Genomic DNA, 16,572 nt, shown 5'->3' on the forward strand with positions numbered 1-16,572 from the left:
GACGAAAGAGGCCGAAAAGGCTTTCTGAGACGCTAGGCCGCACCCGAATACCCGTCAATCCCCTTGCAGCGGGCGGTTGTCGGAGACATCAGAAACCGGTGTCAGCATCCTGACCGAAACTTTCCGCGTATGGTGAAGGCGTGGGGCGTGCCACCCTCGCGGGGTCGGCACGCGTGGCGAGACAGGAGATCACCCATGGCACAGGCCACCCGCGCCTCTCGTCCGCAGCCCGCAACGCTCGGCGACGTCGCCCGGCTGGCGGGCGTCTCGATCGCCACGGCGTCCAAGGCGCTCAACGGGCGCAGCCAGGTCCGCGCGGAGACCAGACAGCGGGTCATCGAGGCCGCCGAACGACTGTCGTTCCGCCCCAACCAGGTGGCGCGCGGTCTGCTCGCCGGCCGGACCGGCACCGTGGGCCTGCTCACCAGCGACCTGGAGGGCAGATTCGGCATACCGATCCTGATGGGCGCGGAGGACGCCTTCGGCGCGGGCGAGGTCGCGGTCTTCCTGTGCGACGCCCGGGGGGACGCGATCCGCGAACAGCACCATCTCCGCGCCCTGTTGGGCCGCCGCGTCGACGGCCTCATCGTCGTCGGCAGCCGCACCGACCCCCGCCCCTCGCTGGGCCGCGAGCTGCCCGTCCCGGTCGTCTACGCCTACGCCCCCTCCGACGATCCGGAGGACTTCTCCGTCGTCCCCGACAACATCGGCGCCGGCCGTATCGCCGTCGACCACCTCCTCGCCTGCGGCCGCTCCCGGATCGCGCACATCACCGGCGACCCCGGTTACCTGGCGGCGCGGGACCGCGCCGAGGGAGCGGCGGCCGCCCTCGCCGACGCGGGCCTCGCCGTGATCGGTGAACCCCGGTTCGGCGCCTGGTCGGAGGGGTGGGGGCGGGCCGCCACCGCGATGCTGCTGGACCGCCACCCCGATCTCGACGCCGTCCTGTGCGGCAGCGACCAGATCGCCCGCGGCGTCATGGACGTCCTGCGTGAACGCGGCCACCGAGTCCCCGACGACATCGCGGTCATGGGCTTCGACAACTGGCAGATCATGACCGCCGGTTCCCGTCCGCCCTTGACCAGCGTCGACATGAACCTGGAACAGGTCGGAAGAGTCGCCGCCCACGCCCTGTTCACCGCGATCGCCGGAACGCCCCGCACCGGTACCGAGACCCTTCCGTGCAAGGTGGTCATCAGGGGCTCGACCGCACCCCTGTCCTGACGGGCGGACACGACCGGCCCGCGCGGGGGTGTCAGAGTACGGCGAGGCGGTCCACCAGCAGTTCCACCCTCTGCTCGGTGTACTCCGGTGGCAGCCGTCCCGCCCGGGTCAGGGTCGCGAGCCCGTGCAGGGACGCCCAGAACACCTCGGTGAACAGCCCCGGGTGGACGCCGTCCCCGGCGACCTCGCCGAGGCACTCCAACAGCGCGGCGAAGGCGTCCTTCAGCGGCTCCGGGGTGTCGTCCTGCGCGTACGCCAGGCCGCCGTCGAGCTGGAACAGGGCGTCGTAGACCGCAGGGTTGCGCTCGGCGAAGTCGAGGTAGCCCCGGGCGAGGGCGGCGACCCGGGCACGCGGACCGTCCCCGGCGGCGGTCGCGGCCCGCAGCGCGACGGCCAGCTCGGCGGCACCCTGGAGGGCGACGGCACCGATGATCTCGCGCTTGCCGCGGAAGTGGCTGTAGAGGACGGGCTGGCTGTATTCGATGCGCTCGGCGAGCCGACGGGTGGTGACCGCGTCCCAGCCCTGTTGCTCGGCGAGTTCCCGGGCTGTCGCCACGATGAGGCGTTCGCGCTCCGCCCGTTCGCGCTGCTTGCGTTCCTGTACTGACATGGCTCGATTCTAGCACTGCTAGACAAAAGAGCGGCAGCAGTACTAGCGTTGCTTCATCAGCTAGCAACACTAGATAACCGGAGGGTCATCATGCTCAACGCACTCGAGGTGTTCACCACCGTGGCCGTCGGCGTGATGGTGGGGGTGGAGTTCTCCGTCGCCTTCGTCATGAACCGGATCCTCAACGCACTCCCCGAGGACAGCCGCCAACTCGGCCACGCCCACGGCGGCCGGATGCTCGGTGCCGTCATGCCGGTCTGGTACATCGGCTCGCTCGTCCTGGTCGTGGTCTGGGCCGTCGCCGGATGGCACCACCACGGCACCGGACTCGTCGTCACCGCCGCCGGACTGCTGATTCTCAGCGTGGTCATGTCGCTTCTGCTGCTCGTCCCGATCAACAACCGGAACAAGACGTGGACCGCCGAGAACCGGCCCGAGGACTGGAAGGAGCAGCTGAACCGCTGGGAGCGCTGGCACTACGTCCGCGTCGCCGTCATCATCGGCGCCTTCACCCTGCTGGTCGCCGCCCTCACCTGATACCGAAGTCCCCCAGACAGGCACTGGTCAGCCCTGCAGCTCCTCCGCGCCGAGCGCGACGACACCCAACGCCGAGCCCGAGCCCGAGCCCGAGCCCAACGCCCCACATGGATGCCCTAACCGTCCGCCCGGCCGTCCACCCACCGCTCCGGCCCCACTCCCCCTACCCGCGGTCACCACCGGCCCGCGTCCGCCGGCACCACCACGTCACAACCACAACCACAGCCACAGCCACCGTTTCGGCGGGCGCCTGATCGTCCTGATCGGCCCTGCGGCATCGCGCCCGAGGCGTCGCAACCAGCCGCCGGGGCCCCCGCGCGGGTAAACGCTTACCATCATGGAGCACCCCGGTTCCCCATCCGCCCTCCGCGAACACTCTTCCATGCAGTAACGTCGAACCGTGACGGTCAATGAAAACGGTCGCCGGAGCAGCTCCGAACCCAACGGGGCCAGGCGTCGACGGAGCAGCACCACGGGCGGCGAGCGGCCCAGCACTATTCGGGATGTCGCCGCGCAGGCCGGGGTGTCCGTAGCAACCGTTTCCCGCACGCTCGCCGGGAACTACCCGGTGTCCGCCGAGACCCGGGCTCGTGTGATGGCTGCGGTCGAGTCACTGCACTACGTGGTGAACGTGCACGCCAAGGCGCTCTCCGGTCGGGTCGCGGGCCCCGTCGCGCTGGTCATCAGGGACATCACCGGCCCCTCGCTCGCCCATGTCGCCGCCGGGGTGGAGCAGGCGGCCGCCGACCGGGGCCGGCTGAGCCTCGTGTGCGCCACGCACGACGACGCGGCCCGCGAGGACGACCTGGTGCAGTTGATGCGCGAGCAGCACGCGGCCGCGGTCCTCCTCGTCGGCGGGGCGACCGAGGACGAGGCGTACCAGCGGCGCATGGCCGAGTACGCGACGGCGCTGGACGCCGCGGGCTCCCGACTGGTGCTCGTGGGCCGCCCGCCGCTGCCCGGCGATCTGCCGGTCACGGTGGTGCAGTACGACAACCGGGGCGGCGCCTTCCAGGCCACCGACCATCTGCTCATCGCCGGGCACCGGCGCATCCTCTTCCTGGGCGGGGTCCCCGGACTGAGCACGTCCGAACAGCGCCGGGACGGTTTCCGGCACGCACTGCGCGCCCACGGGGTGGCGCACGTGGAGGAGTTGGACCAGCCGGGCCCGTACACCCGCGTGTCGGGCTATCAGCGCACGCGGGAGGCGCTGGCGGCCGGGCTGGAGTTCACGGCGGTGTTCGCGGGCACCGACATGGTGGCCACGGGCGCCCTGGCCGCGCTGCGCGAGGCCGGTCTCGACGTCCCGGGTGATGTCTCCCTCATCGGGTTCGACGACGTGCCGTTCGCCGCCGACCTCTCCCCCGCGCTCACCACGGTCCGGGTGCCGTACGAGGATCTGGGACGTACGGCGGTCCGGCTGGCACTGGAGCGCGAGGAGCGCCTCGGCGGCGACGACCACGTGGTGCTGAGCACGCAACTGGTGATCCGTCAGTCGGTACGTACGCTTCCCTGAACGTGCGGCGTGCGCACAGGTCGGTGGGGGCGGGGGTTGTCTGCGGTTGGGGACAACCCCCGCCTGCGCGTTGTATTTGACCGAGCGTCACCCCTCCGTAGGGCCGAAGGCGCCATCAGGTCAAGCGTCCCGGACTATTGACTCGGATCACCACAGTGGCGATTCTCGTCACATCGCTTGTGCCAGCCATGACAAACGGACTATGGCGTCGTGGGTGTTCACCGCGTCCCGGAACGGTCTGGCCGATCGACCGCGCACCCCCCGACCGAGGACGTGAGTGATGACCAGGACTCCACGCGCCCACCGCAGACGCAGACCCCTCATGGTGCTGGCACTGTTCCTGACCGCGATGGGCATGCTGCTCAGCCCGTCGTCGAGTTCGGCCGCCACCGGCGAATGGTGGCTGCCCACCTCACGGCCGTCGCCCGACTCACAGATCAACGTGACGGGTGAGCCGTTCAAGGGGACCGACTCGGCGGGCGACGTGCGCGGGTTCGTCGACGCGCACAACCACCTGTTCTCGGGCGAGGCGTTCGGTGGCCGGCTCATCTGCGGCAAGGTGTTCTCGACGTCCGGCGTCGCGGACGCGCTGAAGGACTGTCCCGAGCACTACCCCGACGGCTCACTCGCGCTCTTCGACTACATCACCCACGGCGGCGACGGCAAGCACGACCCGGTCGGCTGGCCGACGTTCAAGGACTGGCCGGCGTACGACTCGATGACCCACCAGGCCAACTACTACGCCTGGATCGAACGCGCCTGGCGCGGCGGCCAGCGGGTGCTGGTCAACGACCTGGTCACCAACGGGATGATCTGCTCGATCTACCCGTTCAAGGACCGCAGTTGTGACGAGATGACCTCGATCCGGCTCCAGGCGAAGCTGACGTACGCCCTCCAGGCGTACATCGACGCGCAGTACGGCGGCACCGGCAAGGGCTGGTTCCGGATCGTCACCGACAGCGCGCAGGCCCGTGAGGTCGTCAAGCAGGGCAAGCTCGCCGTCGTGCTGGGCGTGGAGACCTCCGAGCCGTTCGGCTGCAAGCAGATCCTCGACATCCCGCAGTGCGGCAAGGCGGACATCGACAAGGGTCTCGACGAGTTGTACGACCTGGGTGTGCGCAGCATGTTCCTGTGCCACAAGTTCGACAACGCGCTGTGCGGCGTCCGCTTCGACGAGCACGGTCTCGGTACCGCGATCAACGTCGGCCAGTTCCTGTCGACGGGCACGTTCTGGCAGACGGAGAAGTGCAAGGGTCCGCAGAAGGACAACCCGATCGGTGGGGCCTCGACGGAGGCCGAGGAGGATCTGCCGCCGGGCACCGAGGTGCCGGAGTACGACGAGAACGCGCAGTGCAACGTGCGCGGGCTCACCGACCTCGGTGAGTACGCCGTGCAGGGCATGATGAAGCGCAAGATGATGCTCGAGATCGACCACATGAGCGTCAAGGCCACCGGTCAGGTCCTGGACATGTTCGAGGCCGCGTCCTACCCGGGCGTGCTGTCCTCGCACAGTTGGATGGACCTCAACTGGACGGAGCGGGTCTACTCCCTCGGCGGTTTCGTCGCCCAGTACATGCACGGCTCGCAGGAGTTCAGCGAGGAGGCGAAGCGTACCGACGCGCTGCGGACCAAGTACGACGTCGGCTACGGCTTCGGCACGGACTTCAACGGCATCGGCGACCACCCCGCCCCGCGCGGCGCGAACACCTCCAACCCGGTGTCGTACCCCTTCAAGAGCGTCGACGGCGGCTCGACGGTCGACAAGCAGACCACGGGTCAGCGCACCTGGAACTACAACACCGACGGTGCCGCCCATGTGGGCATGGTCCCGGACTGGATCGAGGACATCCGGCTCGTCGGCGGCCAGGGCGTCGTGGACGACCTGTTCAAGGGCGCCGAGTCCTACCTGGGCACCTGGGGTGCGTCCGAGGCCCACCAGGCGGGCGTGAACCTCGCCAAGGGCGCGGCGGCGACGGCCAGTGCGTCCGAGTCGAACCCCGTCACCAGCTACCAGCCCGGCCGGGCGGTGGACGGTGACGGCGGAACCCGCTGGGCGAGCGACTGGAGCGACAGCCAGTGGCTGAAGCTGGACCTCGGTTCCTCCCGTGTGATCAAGAAGGTCACGCTGGACTGGGAGCGGGCCTACGGCAAGGCGTACCAGATCGACGTCTCCACCGACGGTTCGACCTGGAAGACGGTGTGGTCCACGACCTCGGGCGACGGCGGCCTGGACACGGCCACGTTCTCCGCCGTGACAGCCAGATATGTTCGGATGCTGGGGACGGACCGCGGCACGGACTGGGGTTACTCCCTCTACGAGGTCGGCGTCTACAGCGGCTGACCGCACACCACGGGGGAAAGAGGGACCACATGGCACGCCTGCCGTCGGCCGAGCGGCGCAGACAGCTCACCGAGGCCGCGATCCGCGCGATGACCCGGGACGGCGTCCCCAGGACGACGACCCGGTCCATCGCGGCCGAGGCGGGCGTGTCACTGAGCGTCTTCCACTACTGCTTCGAGTCGAAGCAGGAGCTGCTCGAGTCCGTGATCACCACCATCACCGGGCACTACGTCGCCCTCGTCCGGGAGGCGATCCGGCCCCGGGACACCCTCAGGGAGACCGTCCGGGCCGGTTTCCAGGCCTACTGGGACCATGTCTCCGCCCACCCGGGCGAACACATGCTCACCTATGAGCTGACCCAGTACGCCCTGCGTGAGCCCGGGTTCGAGCACCTGGCCAGACGGCAGTACGAGATGTACCGCGAGACCTACGCCGAACTGATCGAACAGTTGCGCGGGAGCATGGAGTTCGAGCTCACCGTCCCCGTTCCCGTACTGGCCCGCTACCTGGCCGCCATGACCGACGGCCTCACTCTGAACTTCCTGGTCCTCGGAGACGACGCGGCGTGGACGGACATCCTCGACACGATCACCGACCACGTGGCCGGTCTCGTGCGGGAGGAAGCCCGCCCGTGAGAGGCTCCGGCGCCGGCGAAGGGCTCCGGCGCCGGCCTCAGTGGGCCGACGCGGCGATCAGCCGGTCCAGCAGTGCGATCAGTACGTCACGGCAGGACGTGCGTTCGCGGGCGTCGAAGAGGAGCACCGGCGTGTTGTCGGGCAGGGCAAGCGACTCCCGGATCACCTCGGGCGGGTAGGGGTGCTCTCCGTGGAAGCCGTTGACGCCGATGACGAACGGGATCCCGCGGCGTTCGAAGAAGTCGATGGCGGCGAAGCTGGACTCGGGGCGGCGCACGTCGACGAGGACCACGGCGCCGAGGGCACCGATCGCCAGGTCGTTCCACATGAACCAGAACCGCTGCTGCCCGGGGGTGCCGAACAGATAGAGCACGAGGTCCTGGCCGATGCTGATCCGGCCGAAGTCCAGCGCCACGGTGGTGGCGTGCTTCTCCGGGATGCCGTCGAGGTCGTCGACACCGAGACCGGCGATGGTGAGGGGTTCTTCGGTACGCAGCGGGACGATCTCGCTGACCGACCCGACCATGGTCGTCTTGCCTACTCCGAAGCCCCCGGCGATGAGGATCTTCACGGTGTCGGGAGCCGCGATGCCCTGGGGGGTGGGGTCAGAGCCGGCCAAGGCCGTCCCTCACTTTCTTCAGCAGGTCCAGATCCGGGGCGCGGGAGATCAGCCGCGGCTGGCGGACACTGATCCGGCCCGCCTCCAGCAGGTCGCAGAGCATGATGGCGACCACGCTCACCGGGAGGTCGAGTTTGCTGGCCAGCTCCGCGACCACGATCGGCTTGGAGCTCAGTTTGAGGATGCGGATGTGCTCCGGCTGTGGCCGGGTGCCCCCGGCCGGCTGCGGGTCCACCGCCGCCACCATGGTGATCAGGGTGAAGTCGCCACGGGCGGGCCGGGTCCGGCCGCCCGTCAGGGTGAACGGGCGAACCAGCCGGCCCGCCGCATCGCCTCCGTTCACCTCACTCGCCGCTGTCGGCCGCGACGACACCGGCACGTGGTGCCGCGCTGAGGTGCTCGCCGATCTTCTTCACCAGCATGTTCATCTGGTACGCCACCACGCCCACGTCCGCGCCCTGCCGGGTCAGCACGGCCAGGTTGGCGCCGGGCCCGGCGTTGGTGAGGATCAGGAAGGCGTTGCCCATCTCGATGAGCAGTTGGCGCACGGGGCCGCCGCGGAAGTCCATGCTGACGCCCTTGCTGAGGCTCATCAGCCCGGACGCGGTCGCCGCCAGCCGCTCGGCGTCGTCGCGCAGGAACGCGGTGGACTTGCTGACGACCAGTCCGTCCTCGGAGAGTACGACGGCGTGATCGACCTCGGCGACCCGGTCCACCAGTCCGGTGAGCAGCTGGTCGAGCTGGCTGTGGGTGGCGGGGATGGGGCGTGTCATCTGTGTGTCCTTCAATGAGCGGTCTGCGTGGGGAGTCGGTGGACGTCAGGTGCCGGAGGCGGGGATCCGGTCTCCTGGGTCTTGGGATACGGATGCCTCTCCCAGTGCGTACTCGGATTCCGCGTCGTCGTCACGTGCCTGGAGCGTTCCGCGCTGGAATCCGGCGAGCGAGGAGGCCGCGCGTTCGGCCGTGAAATCGTCGAGGGCGTCGCCGTCGGGGTCCGGTACCTCCTCCATCAGCTCGGCGGCCAGACTGGTCTGCGGGATGCGGCGTGGCAACGGCATCAGGCCACCCTTCTTCGCGGCCAGGGGCTTCCGGGCGGCGGGCCGTGCCCGCTCCCGCTCACCGGGACCGTCCTTCCCGTCCTGGGCGGCCTCGGGGGTCGACCCGTTCGCGGCGGGCTCAGGGGCCCGCCCGTTCGCGGCGGGCTCAGAGACCAGCCCGTCCGTCACGGCCTCAGGACTCCGTCCGTTCGTGGTCGGCGGTTCCTCCGGCGTACGGCCCGGGCCCTGCCGTTCGGGCTCGGGCTCCGACTCGGACTCGGACTCCGGTGCGGGTCCGGCCCCGGCGGTGAGCCCCGCCGCGGCGACCCGTGCGGCCACCCGCGAGGCCCGTGCGGGCGGCTCGACCGGGTCGGTGCCGTCCTCGGCGTCGGGGGCCTCGCGCACCACGATCTCGTCGGGGATGAGCACGATCGCCGTGGTGCCGCCGTACGGCGAGGCGCGCAGGGTGACGGTGATGCCGTGCCGGGTGGCGAGGCGGGCGATGACGAACATGCCGAGCCGGAGGTCGTCGGCGAGCGCGACCACGTCGAACTTCGGGACCACCGCGAGCTGCGCGTTGAACGCGGCGTAGTCCTCCTCGGACATGCCGAGGCCCCGGTCCTCGACCTCCAGGGCGAGGCCCTTGGCGACGATCGCTGCGCGGACGCTCACCGGGCTGGGTGCGGGCGAGTAGGAGGTGGCGTTGTCGATGAGCTCGGCGAGGAGGTGGATGACGTCGGCCACGGCGGGTGGGGCGATCCACACGTCGTCGTCGGTGTGGACCTCCACCCGCTGGTACTCGGCGACCTCGCCGACGGCGCTGCGCAGGATGTCGATCAGAGCGACGGGTTGGGTCCAGGTGCGTCCGGGCCGCTCGCCGCTGATGATGACCAGGTTCTCCTCGTAGCGGCGGAGCTGGCTCGCGGTGGAGTCCAGCTCGTACAGGCCCTTGAGGATCTCCGGGTCCTGGTGCTGGCGCTCCAGCTTGTCGAGCTTGCTGAGCTGGAGGTTGACCAGGTTCTGGCTCTGCCGGGCGATGCCGAGGATGACGCGCTGGAAACCGCGCCGGATGTCGGCGAGTTCCACGGCGGTGTGCACGGCGGTGCGCTGGGCGGCGTTGAACGCCTTGGCGACCTGGCCGAGTTCGTCGGTGCCGTAGTCCAGCGGGGCCGCGGCGGAGTCCACGTCGACTTTCTCGCCCCGGTCGAGGCGGGCCACCACGTCGGGCAGCCGCTCCTCGGCGAGGCTGAGGGTGGCGGTCCTCAGGCCGGTGAGGCGGCGGGACAGGGAGCGGGTGATGCGCCAGGACATCACGACGCACATCAGCAGCGCGGCGAGCCCGGCGGTGCTCAGCGAGCCGGCCTTGATCAGCAGCCCGCGCGCCTCCTCGCCACTGCGGTCGAGCAGCCCCTCGGTCTGGGCCCGGATCAACTGTTCGTACTGGGCGGACAGTGTCGTCATCGCGTCGTTCCAGCGCGCCTGGGCCTGCGGCAGCCTGGTCTTCCGGGCGTCGCCGGTGCCCGTGGTGTGGGCCGAGAGGACCTGGTCCTCCACGGCCTGCAGCGTCTGCCAGTCCTTGCCCTGGACGATCCGTTCGATCTTGGTCTTCACCTCGCCCTCCACCGTGTGGACGAGCTGGTCGTCGACGAGCCAGCGCCGGGCGCTGACCACTTGGGCGAAGCGGTCGCGACTCGCCTGGTCGAGCTCGCCCGAGGGCCAGTTGAGGGTGAGGATCGCGTCGCCCTGGGAGACCAGTTCCGCAGCCTGTTCCAGGGTGACGAGTGGTCCGGCCTGCGAGGTGAGGTCGCCGTCGTCGACCTGGGAGAGCGCCTGGAAGGCGTGGATCTGGTCGTCGATGATCTCGGTGTACTGGTCGAGGATCTGCTCGGGTGTGATGTCGGTGGGACTGTCCACCTGTTCCCGGTAGTACTCCAGGCTGCCGGAGCCGGCCATCACGGAGTACAGCCGCTGCCCGATGCGGTCGGGGGCGTCCTCCATGGCGTCCGCGCGCGAGGCGAGCTTCGCGACCGCCCTGTCGGTCGCCCGGCGCTGTTGGTACAGGGCGTCCATGGAGCTGCCGGGGGCGGCCATGTAAGCGGCCGACAGGGCTCGTTCGCGCTGCAGGGCGAGGGTCGCCTCGGTTCCCATCGCACCGGTGGACTTGCTCAGTCCGGTCTGCGCCCTCAGCCGCAGCCCCTCCGAGAACATCTGGGTGGTCGTCACGGCCCAGGTGGCGGCGAGCGTGACGCTGGGGATCAGAGCCAGGAGGATCAGCGAGAGACGTATGGAGCCGAGACGGCGCCGGGCGCCGGTCCATGGGGGCATCGTCGTCCTTGGGCGGGAGGCTGGGGAACGGAAGGGATCGGGGACGGTGTGACAGGGTCCGGGTGTGGACGGGTGGGCACCTGTCAGCAGGGCGCACAGAGGATGCGCGAAATGTTATCCGCACAAGTGAGTGCACGTCGCAGGGGCGGTCGGAAGTTTGGGGTCGCCGTTACACGACCGTTCCGGATGCTTGGGTTCCGGAGTGCGGTCGTGCCCGAACGGAAGGTTCCGCTTTTCTGTTCGCGAGGGCTCGGGGGCCACCGGTCACAGATCGCCGTACGGGCGGGCGGGCACGGCATGTCAACGGGTGCCGTTCGCCGCGAACTTCTCGATCCCGGCGATGTTCTTCTTGGTCACGAACGCGGGACCGGTGAGCACGGGCTCGACGCCGCCGCCGCTGACGTTGCCGTTGGTCCGGTAGAGCCAGAGTCCGTCGACCGCGAGGTAGCCCTGGAGGTAGGGCTGCTGGTCCACCGCGAACTGGACGTCGCCGTCCTTCACGGCCTCGACCAGGTCCTTGTTGAGGTCGAAGGTGGCGACCTCGGCCACACTGCCCGCGTCGTCGACCGAGTCCACGGCGGCGAGCGCGAACTGCGCCCCGAGCGTGACCACCTGGTCGATGGTCGGGTCCTGGCGGAGCTTGGCGGCGATCGAGTCGGTCACCGCGTCCATGTCGGTGCCGTCGACGTAGAGGTTGTCGGTCCGGCCGCCGAAGGTCTTCCGTACGCCGGCGCAGCGGGCCTCCACGGCGACGTTGCCGCGCTCGTGGATGACGCACAGGGCGTGCCGGGCGTCGCGCGCGTCGAGTTCCTGGCCGAGCGCGCGTCCGGCGACGCTCTCGTCCTGACCGAAGAATCCCAGCAGCCCCTGCGTCTGCCAGGCGTCGATGCCGGAGTTGAGGCCCACCACGGGTATGCCCGCGGCGCGGGCCTCGGCGACGGCGCCCCGCATGGCCTGGGGCTTGGCCAGGGTCACCGCGATGCCGTCGACCTTGTCGGCTATCGCGTCCCGGACCAGCTCGGCCTGGCCCTGGGGATCGGGGTCGCTGACGTATGTCAGCTCGATGCCGTCCTTGGCTGCCGCGACCTCGGCGCCCTTGCGGACCAGGTCCCAGAAGGCGTCCCCCTCGGCGCTGTGCGTGATCAGCGCGACCTTCATCCCACCGCCCGGCGTACCCGACAGGCCCCTGTCCGAATCGCTGTCCGATCCGCCGAACATCGAGCAACCGGTGGCCGTCAGACAGACGACGGCGGCCAGCGCCATGACACGGAAGGCTGCGAAGAATCTGTGGGGCGCGGGGGGCGGGTTCATGGGAGCGCGGCACCTCACTGTGCTACCGGGGGCGGGACTTCGGGGAAGCGAAGTTGCCGCCATCACCGCGATGACGTGCGGTGATGGCTGACCCTCGCTGGGCGGAGCCAATCGCGTGTGACGCCCGGTAGTCAAGTGAACAACAAAATCGATGTACTGCTGTGACAGCCCGACGTCAGCCTGCGCGCACGTGTCAACGGCCGCCACAGGCCCGGGACGTGAGCCACAGACCGTTGAGCGGGCCCATGTAAGCGTCGATTCCCGGCCATTCATGGGCCTGTTCCGAAGTGCGGGTGTCCTGACCGAAATTCGTACCGGAAGGCGGCAACCTCTTCACACCTGGCGGCGACTGCTCGTCTGACGACCATCCCCCCGCACGGAACGGAAGCGACACGTGAGAGAGAACCACGGCAAGGCCCGCCACCGCAGAAGGAAGACCGCACTGGTGGCCGGTGTCCCCCTGGCCCTGGCCGCCGCCGGAACCATGGCCTACGGCACGGTCCTCGGTGTCTTCGGCGAGGACGCCCAGCCGCAGGCGGCGGCGGCCGCCCCGTCCTGGGCCACCGAGACCGCCGACGGGTTCGCGTCCGTCGACGCGCTCGGCCAGAAGGGGACCTACGGCGGCCGTGACGGCAGGACGGTCACGGTGAGGACCCTGGCCGATCTGGAGAAGTACGCGACCGCCCCCGAGCCGTACGTCATCGTCGTGGCCGCGACGATCAACATGAACCCGGTGGGCAAGGAGATCAAGGTCGCCTCGGACAAGACGATCGTGGGCTCGGGAACGTCCGGGCACATCGTCGGCGGCGGCTTCTTCCTCGGGTCGGGCGTCCACAACGTCATCATCCGCAACCTGACGATCCGTGACTCCTACCAGGGCACCTGGAACGACAAGGACCACGACTTCGACGCCATCCAGATGGACGGCGCCCACCACGTCTGGATCGACCACAACGACCTGCGGCACATGGCGGACGGCCTCATCGACAGCCGCAAGGACACCACCTACGTCACGGTGTCCTGGAACAAGCTGAGCCAGAACAACAAGACCTTCGGCATCGGCTGGACCACCAACACCACTGCCGACCTGACGATCCACCACAACTGGTTCCGCGACACCGAGCAGCGCAACCCGTCCACCGACAACGTGGCCCACGCGCACCTGTACAACAACTTCCTGGAGGACGTGTCCGGCACGGACATCACCTCGTCGTACGGCAACTACGCGCGCGGCAAGACCAAGATGGTTCTGGAGAACAGCTACTTCCAGGGCATGAGGAACCCGGTCACCAAGGACTCCACGGCCGCCCTGGTCCAGCGCGGCAACGTCTTCTCCGGCACCTCCGGCCGCAACGAGAGCGGCGGTACGGCCTTCGACCCCAAGAGGTACTACAGCTACACCCTCGACAAGGCGGCCGATGTGCCCGCCCTGCTCAAGTCCGGTGTAGGACCGAGGAGTTCGATCGGCACGACGGCGACGACCAAGGCCGCCGCGGCGACCACGATCACCGTCGCCAAGGACGGCAGCGGCCAGTTCACCACCGTGCAGAAGGCCGTCGACGCGGTGCCCGCGAACAACCCCTCGCGGGTGGTGATCTCGGTCAAGCCGGGCACGTACCGGGAACTCGTCAAGGTCCCGTCGAACAAGCCGCACGTCACCATCCAGGGCTCGGGCGGCAGCCGCAAGGACACGGTGATCGTCTACAACAACGCGGCCGGCACGCCCAAGCCGGGCGGCGGCACCTACGGCACCGGCGGCAGCGCCACCGTCGCCGTGGAGGCGGACGACTTCCAGGCACGCAACCTGACCATCTCCAACGACTTCGACGAGGCCGCCAACCAGTCCTTCAAGGACCACCAGGCGGTCGCGCTGCGCACCGCGGCCGACAAGGTGGTCCTCGACGGTGTCATCGTCACCGGTGACCAGGACACCCTCCTGCTGGACACGGCGGCCAAGGACAAGCTCGGCCGGGTGTACGTCACGAACTCCTACGTCATCGGCAACGTCGACTTCATCTTCGGCCGGGCCACGGCTGTCGTCGACAAGTCGATCATCACCCTGAAGAAGCGCTGGAACGGCACCTCCGCCGGTTACATCACCGCCCCGAGCACGGCCGCGAACCGCAAGGGCTTCCTCATCATCAACTCCACCGTCAACGGCGAAGTCTCCGACCGGACCTTCTACCTCGGCCGCCCCTGGCACGCGGGCGGTGACGCCTCCCTCGACCCCCAGACGACGGTCCGCAACACCACGCTCAGCGCCGCCATCAGGACCGCGCCGTGGACCGACATGAGCGGCTTCTCCTGGAAGGACGACCGCTTCGCCGAGTACATGAACAAGGGCCCGGGCGCGGGCGGCCAGAGCACCGACCGGCCGCACCTGACCGACGCGCAGGCCGCGAACCAGGAGGTCGCGGACTGGCTGGGCGGCTGGACGCCCGGCACCTGACCCCACCGAGTACGGCGAGGGACGCACCGCGAGTACGGCGGGGGACGCACCGCCCCGGGTTTTTGTTATCCCCCCGGGGCCGGTGCGTCTCCGGTTCACAGCCTCCCGCGCGGGCCGACGCGGGACCGTGCTGCGCCTCCCGTACCCGAGACCCGAGGACCTCCATCGTGACAGCACAGATCAGCCGCCGGAGCATGCTGAAGATCGCCGGTACCGCCGCGGGTGCGGCCGGGCTCGGCGTCGGCACGGGCGCGGTGGCGACACCGGCCGCGGCGGCGGGTGTCGCCTACGCGCACCCCGGTCTGCTCCACACCGAAGCGGACCTTGCCCGTATGGCGGCCAAGGTGAAGGCGGGCGCCGCGCCCTACGAGGCGGGCTTCGCCAGACTGACCGCCAACGCCCACGCCCAGGCCTCCTGGACACCCCGCCCGGCCGCCACGGTCTACCGGGGCGGCGGCTCCCCGCAGAACTACGCCGCGCTCTACAAGGACATCCACGCCGCCTACCAGAACGCCCTGCGCTTCCACATCACCGGCGAGAGCGCGCACGCCGACACCGCCGTGCGGATCCTCAACGCCTGGTCGGGGACGCTGACCAGCGTGCAGGGCAGCGCCGACCGGTTCCTCGCGGCGGGCCTGTACGGCTACCAGTTCGCCAACGCCGCCGAACTCGTGCGCGACCACGCCGACTTCGAGCTGGACCGCTTCAAGACCATGCTGAGCGAGGTCTTCGCCCCGCTCAGCGACGACTTCCTGGTGCACCACAACGGCGCGGTGGTCACCAACTACTGGCCCAACTGGGACCTCGCCAACATGGCCTGCGTCCTCGCCACCGGCATCTTCTGCGACGACAAGGCCCAAGTCGCCCGCGCGATCGACTACTTCAAGGACGGCGAGGGCCTCGGCGCCGTCAAGAAGGCGATCCCCGTCGTCCACGACGACGGTCTCGGCGAGTGGCTCGAGGCAGGCCGCGACCAGGGCCACGCGCTGCTGGGCGTCGGCCTCATGGGCACCTTCTGCGAGATGGCCTGGAACCAGGGCGTCGACCTGTACGGCTACGACGACAACCGCTTCCTCAAGGGCGCCCAGTACGTGGCAAAGTGGAGCCTTGGCGGCCGGGTCGGCTACACCCAGAACACCCGTGCCAAGGGCGCGATCAACGGCTGGTCCGGCCGGGAGACCGCGTCCGAGGCAGCCGGCGTCGACCCCGGCATGACCCGCCCCATCTGGGCCATGATCGCCAACCACTACACCAAGCGCCGGGGCCTCGACGCCTCGTACCTGACCCGGATCGCGGCCAAGTCGGCCCCGGAGGGCGGTGGCGGCGACTACGGCCCCGACAGCGGCGGCTACGACCAACTGGGCTTCGGCACCCTGACCTTCACCCGCGACAAGGCCTCCGCCGCCGAGGCGAGCGCTCCGCGGTCGGCCGACACCGCCGCGTCCGGCTCGGGCGAGAGCGCGGGCTCCGGCTCCGGCTCGAAGAAGGGCGGCTCGGCGGCCTCCCCCGGCACCGCCGCGAGCGCCCAGGGCGGACGCGGCGAGGACCTGGCCGCGACCGGCACCTCCGACTTCCCCGCCTGGACCGCCGCGGGCGGCGTCGCGGCCCTCGCCGGCGGCCTGCTTCTGCTGCGTCGCCGCAACCGCTCGGGCGGCCCCTCGGAGAGCTGACGGGCCACGCAACGTCCTCGCAACCCACCGGGGCGTTCACTGCGGCCATGGATGTGATCCCGCGCGTAGAGCTGACACCCGCGGCCGCCGATCTCGTACGGCGGCTGCGGGCGGCCCACGGCCCGTTGATGTTCCACCAGTCGGGGGGCTGCTGCGACGGCAGCGCCCCCATGTGCTACCCGGACGGCGAGTTCCGTACGGGTGACTCGGACGTCCTCCTCGCGGAGTTGGAGGTCGACGGGGTCGACGAGTCGATCGGGTTCTGGATGTCCCGCAATCAGTACGAGGTGTGGAGACC

The 16,572-nt window shown here is 69.8% G+C and carries 13 protein-coding genes and 1 pseudogene; 8 read left to right on the forward strand and 6 right to left on the reverse strand.

Annotation, left to right across the window (positions count from 1 at the left end; genetic code table 11):
- The first annotated feature begins 195 nt into the window (after positions 1 to 195).
- Complete coding sequence (locus ACFY9I_RS06605; protein ID WP_390997515.1) at positions 196 to 1,224, forward strand: substrate-binding domain-containing protein; 1,029 nt, start codon at positions 196 to 198, stop codon at positions 1,222 to 1,224.
- A gap of 31 nt (positions 1,225 to 1,255) precedes the next feature.
- Here ACFY9I_RS06605 and ACFY9I_RS06610 read toward each other — a convergent pair whose 3' ends face one another.
- On the reverse strand, positions 1,256 to 1,834 hold the full coding sequence (locus ACFY9I_RS06610; protein WP_390997518.1) for a WHG domain-containing protein: 579 nt from the start codon (positions 1,832 to 1,834) through the stop codon (positions 1,256 to 1,258).
- Positions 1,835 to 1,924: 90 nt separating this feature from the next.
- Here ACFY9I_RS06610 and ACFY9I_RS06615 point away from each other — a divergent pair, with 90 nt between their 5' ends.
- The 4 genes from ACFY9I_RS06615 (at position 1,925) to ACFY9I_RS06630 (ending at position 6,863) form a co-directional block, all read left to right on the forward strand.
- The gene (locus tag ACFY9I_RS06615; protein WP_390997521.1) at positions 1,925 to 2,371 is read left to right on the forward strand and encodes an anthrone oxygenase family protein; all 447 of its coding nucleotides are present in this window, start codon (positions 1,925 to 1,927) and stop codon (positions 2,369 to 2,371) included.
- Positions 2,372 to 2,771: 400 nt separating this feature from the next.
- On the forward strand, positions 2,772 to 3,887 hold the full coding sequence (locus tag ACFY9I_RS06620; RefSeq protein ID WP_390997524.1) for a substrate-binding domain-containing protein: 1,116 nt from the start codon (positions 2,772 to 2,774) through the stop codon (positions 3,885 to 3,887).
- Positions 3,888 to 4,167: 280 nt separating this feature from the next.
- Positions 4,168 to 6,228 carry a discoidin domain-containing protein gene (locus ACFY9I_RS06625; protein ID WP_390997527.1) on the forward strand — a complete coding sequence of 687 codons (2,061 nt, stop codon included), beginning with the start codon at positions 4,168 to 4,170 and terminating at the stop codon, positions 6,226 to 6,228.
- A gap of 29 nt (positions 6,229 to 6,257) precedes the next feature.
- Positions 6,258 to 6,863, forward strand: coding sequence for a TetR family transcriptional regulator C-terminal domain-containing protein (locus ACFY9I_RS06630; RefSeq protein WP_390997529.1), 606 nt, complete (start codon positions 6,258 to 6,260; stop codon positions 6,861 to 6,863).
- Between the two features lie 37 nt (positions 6,864 to 6,900).
- Here the strand turns inward: ACFY9I_RS06630 and ACFY9I_RS06635 are convergent, their stop codons facing one another.
- The 5 genes from ACFY9I_RS06635 to ACFY9I_RS06655 form a co-directional block, all read right to left on the reverse strand.
- The gene (locus ACFY9I_RS06635; RefSeq protein ID WP_390997532.1) at positions 6,901 to 7,482 is read right to left on the reverse strand and encodes an ATP/GTP-binding protein; all 582 of its coding nucleotides are present in this window, start codon (positions 7,480 to 7,482) and stop codon (positions 6,901 to 6,903) included.
- Positions 7,469 to 7,825: a DUF742 domain-containing protein gene (locus ACFY9I_RS06640; RefSeq protein ID WP_390997535.1), complete on the reverse strand. Its 357-nt coding sequence runs from the start codon at positions 7,823 to 7,825 to the stop codon at positions 7,469 to 7,471. The genes ACFY9I_RS06635 and ACFY9I_RS06640 overlap by 14 nt, the downstream gene beginning before the upstream one ends.
- 1 nt (position 7,826) lies before the next feature.
- Entirely contained in the window at positions 7,827 to 8,255 is a 429-nt protein-coding gene (locus tag ACFY9I_RS06645; protein ID WP_020114533.1) for a roadblock/LC7 domain-containing protein, read from the reverse strand.
- Between the two features lie 45 nt (positions 8,256 to 8,300).
- Positions 8,301 to 10,844, reverse strand: a complete 2,544-nt coding sequence (locus ACFY9I_RS06650) for a nitrate- and nitrite sensing domain-containing protein (RefSeq protein WP_390997538.1) — start codon at positions 10,842 to 10,844, stop codon at positions 8,301 to 8,303.
- Positions 10,845 to 11,144: 300 nt separating this feature from the next.
- Entirely contained in the window at positions 11,145 to 12,155 is a 1,011-nt protein-coding gene (locus ACFY9I_RS06655; RefSeq protein ID WP_390997541.1) for a substrate-binding domain-containing protein, read from the reverse strand.
- A gap of 394 nt (positions 12,156 to 12,549) precedes the next feature.
- Between ACFY9I_RS06655 and ACFY9I_RS06660 the strand changes: the two genes are divergently transcribed.
- From ACFY9I_RS06660 to ACFY9I_RS06670, 3 genes and pseudogenes are all read left to right on the forward strand, one after another.
- Positions 12,550 to 14,604: a pectinesterase family protein gene (locus tag ACFY9I_RS06660; RefSeq protein WP_390997544.1), complete on the forward strand. Its 2,055-nt coding sequence runs from the start codon at positions 12,550 to 12,552 to the stop codon at positions 14,602 to 14,604.
- A gap of 194 nt (positions 14,605 to 14,798) precedes the next feature.
- Positions 14,799 to 16,274, forward strand: a complete 1,476-nt coding sequence (locus ACFY9I_RS06665; protein ID WP_390998086.1) for an alginate lyase family protein — start codon at positions 14,799 to 14,801, stop codon at positions 16,272 to 16,274.
- A gap of 47 nt (positions 16,275 to 16,321) precedes the next feature.
- Positions 16,322 to 16,567, forward strand: a pseudogene (locus ACFY9I_RS06670) (DUF779 domain-containing protein); the annotation flags it as partial.
- Between the last annotated feature and the right edge of the window lie 5 nt (positions 16,568 to 16,572).

Source organism: Streptomyces sp. NPDC012510, from assembly GCF_042955065.1.
Taxonomy (GTDB): domain Bacteria; phylum Actinomycetota; class Actinomycetes; order Streptomycetales; family Streptomycetaceae; genus Streptomyces.

Excerpts from the sequence above, each read along its gene's own strand:
- ACFY9I_RS06625 (WP_390997527.1), top strand. The coding sequence starts at position 4,168 with ATGACCAGGACTCCACGCGCCCACCGCAGACGCAGACCCCTCATGGTG.
- ACFY9I_RS06655 (WP_390997541.1), bottom strand. The coding sequence starts at position 12,155 with ATGAACCCGCCCCCCGCGCCCCACAGATTCTTCGCAGCCTTCCGTGTC.
- ACFY9I_RS06650 (WP_390997538.1), bottom strand. The coding sequence starts at position 10,844 with ATGCCCCCATGGACCGGCGCCCGGCGCCGTCTCGGCTCCATACGTCTC.
- ACFY9I_RS06605 (WP_390997515.1), top strand. The coding sequence starts at position 196 with ATGGCACAGGCCACCCGCGCCTCTCGTCCGCAGCCCGCAACGCTCGGC.
- ACFY9I_RS06645 (WP_020114533.1), bottom strand. The coding sequence starts at position 8,255 with ATGACACGCCCCATCCCCGCCACCCACAGCCAGCTCGACCAGCTGCTC.
- ACFY9I_RS06615 (WP_390997521.1), top strand. The coding sequence starts at position 1,925 with ATGCTCAACGCACTCGAGGTGTTCACCACCGTGGCCGTCGGCGTGATG.
- ACFY9I_RS06665 (WP_390998086.1), top strand. The coding sequence starts at position 14,799 with ATGCTGAAGATCGCCGGTACCGCCGCGGGTGCGGCCGGGCTCGGCGTC.
- ACFY9I_RS06610 (WP_390997518.1), bottom strand. The coding sequence starts at position 1,834 with ATGTCAGTACAGGAACGCAAGCAGCGCGAACGGGCGGAGCGCGAACGC.
- ACFY9I_RS06630 (WP_390997529.1), top strand. The coding sequence starts at position 6,258 with ATGGCACGCCTGCCGTCGGCCGAGCGGCGCAGACAGCTCACCGAGGCC.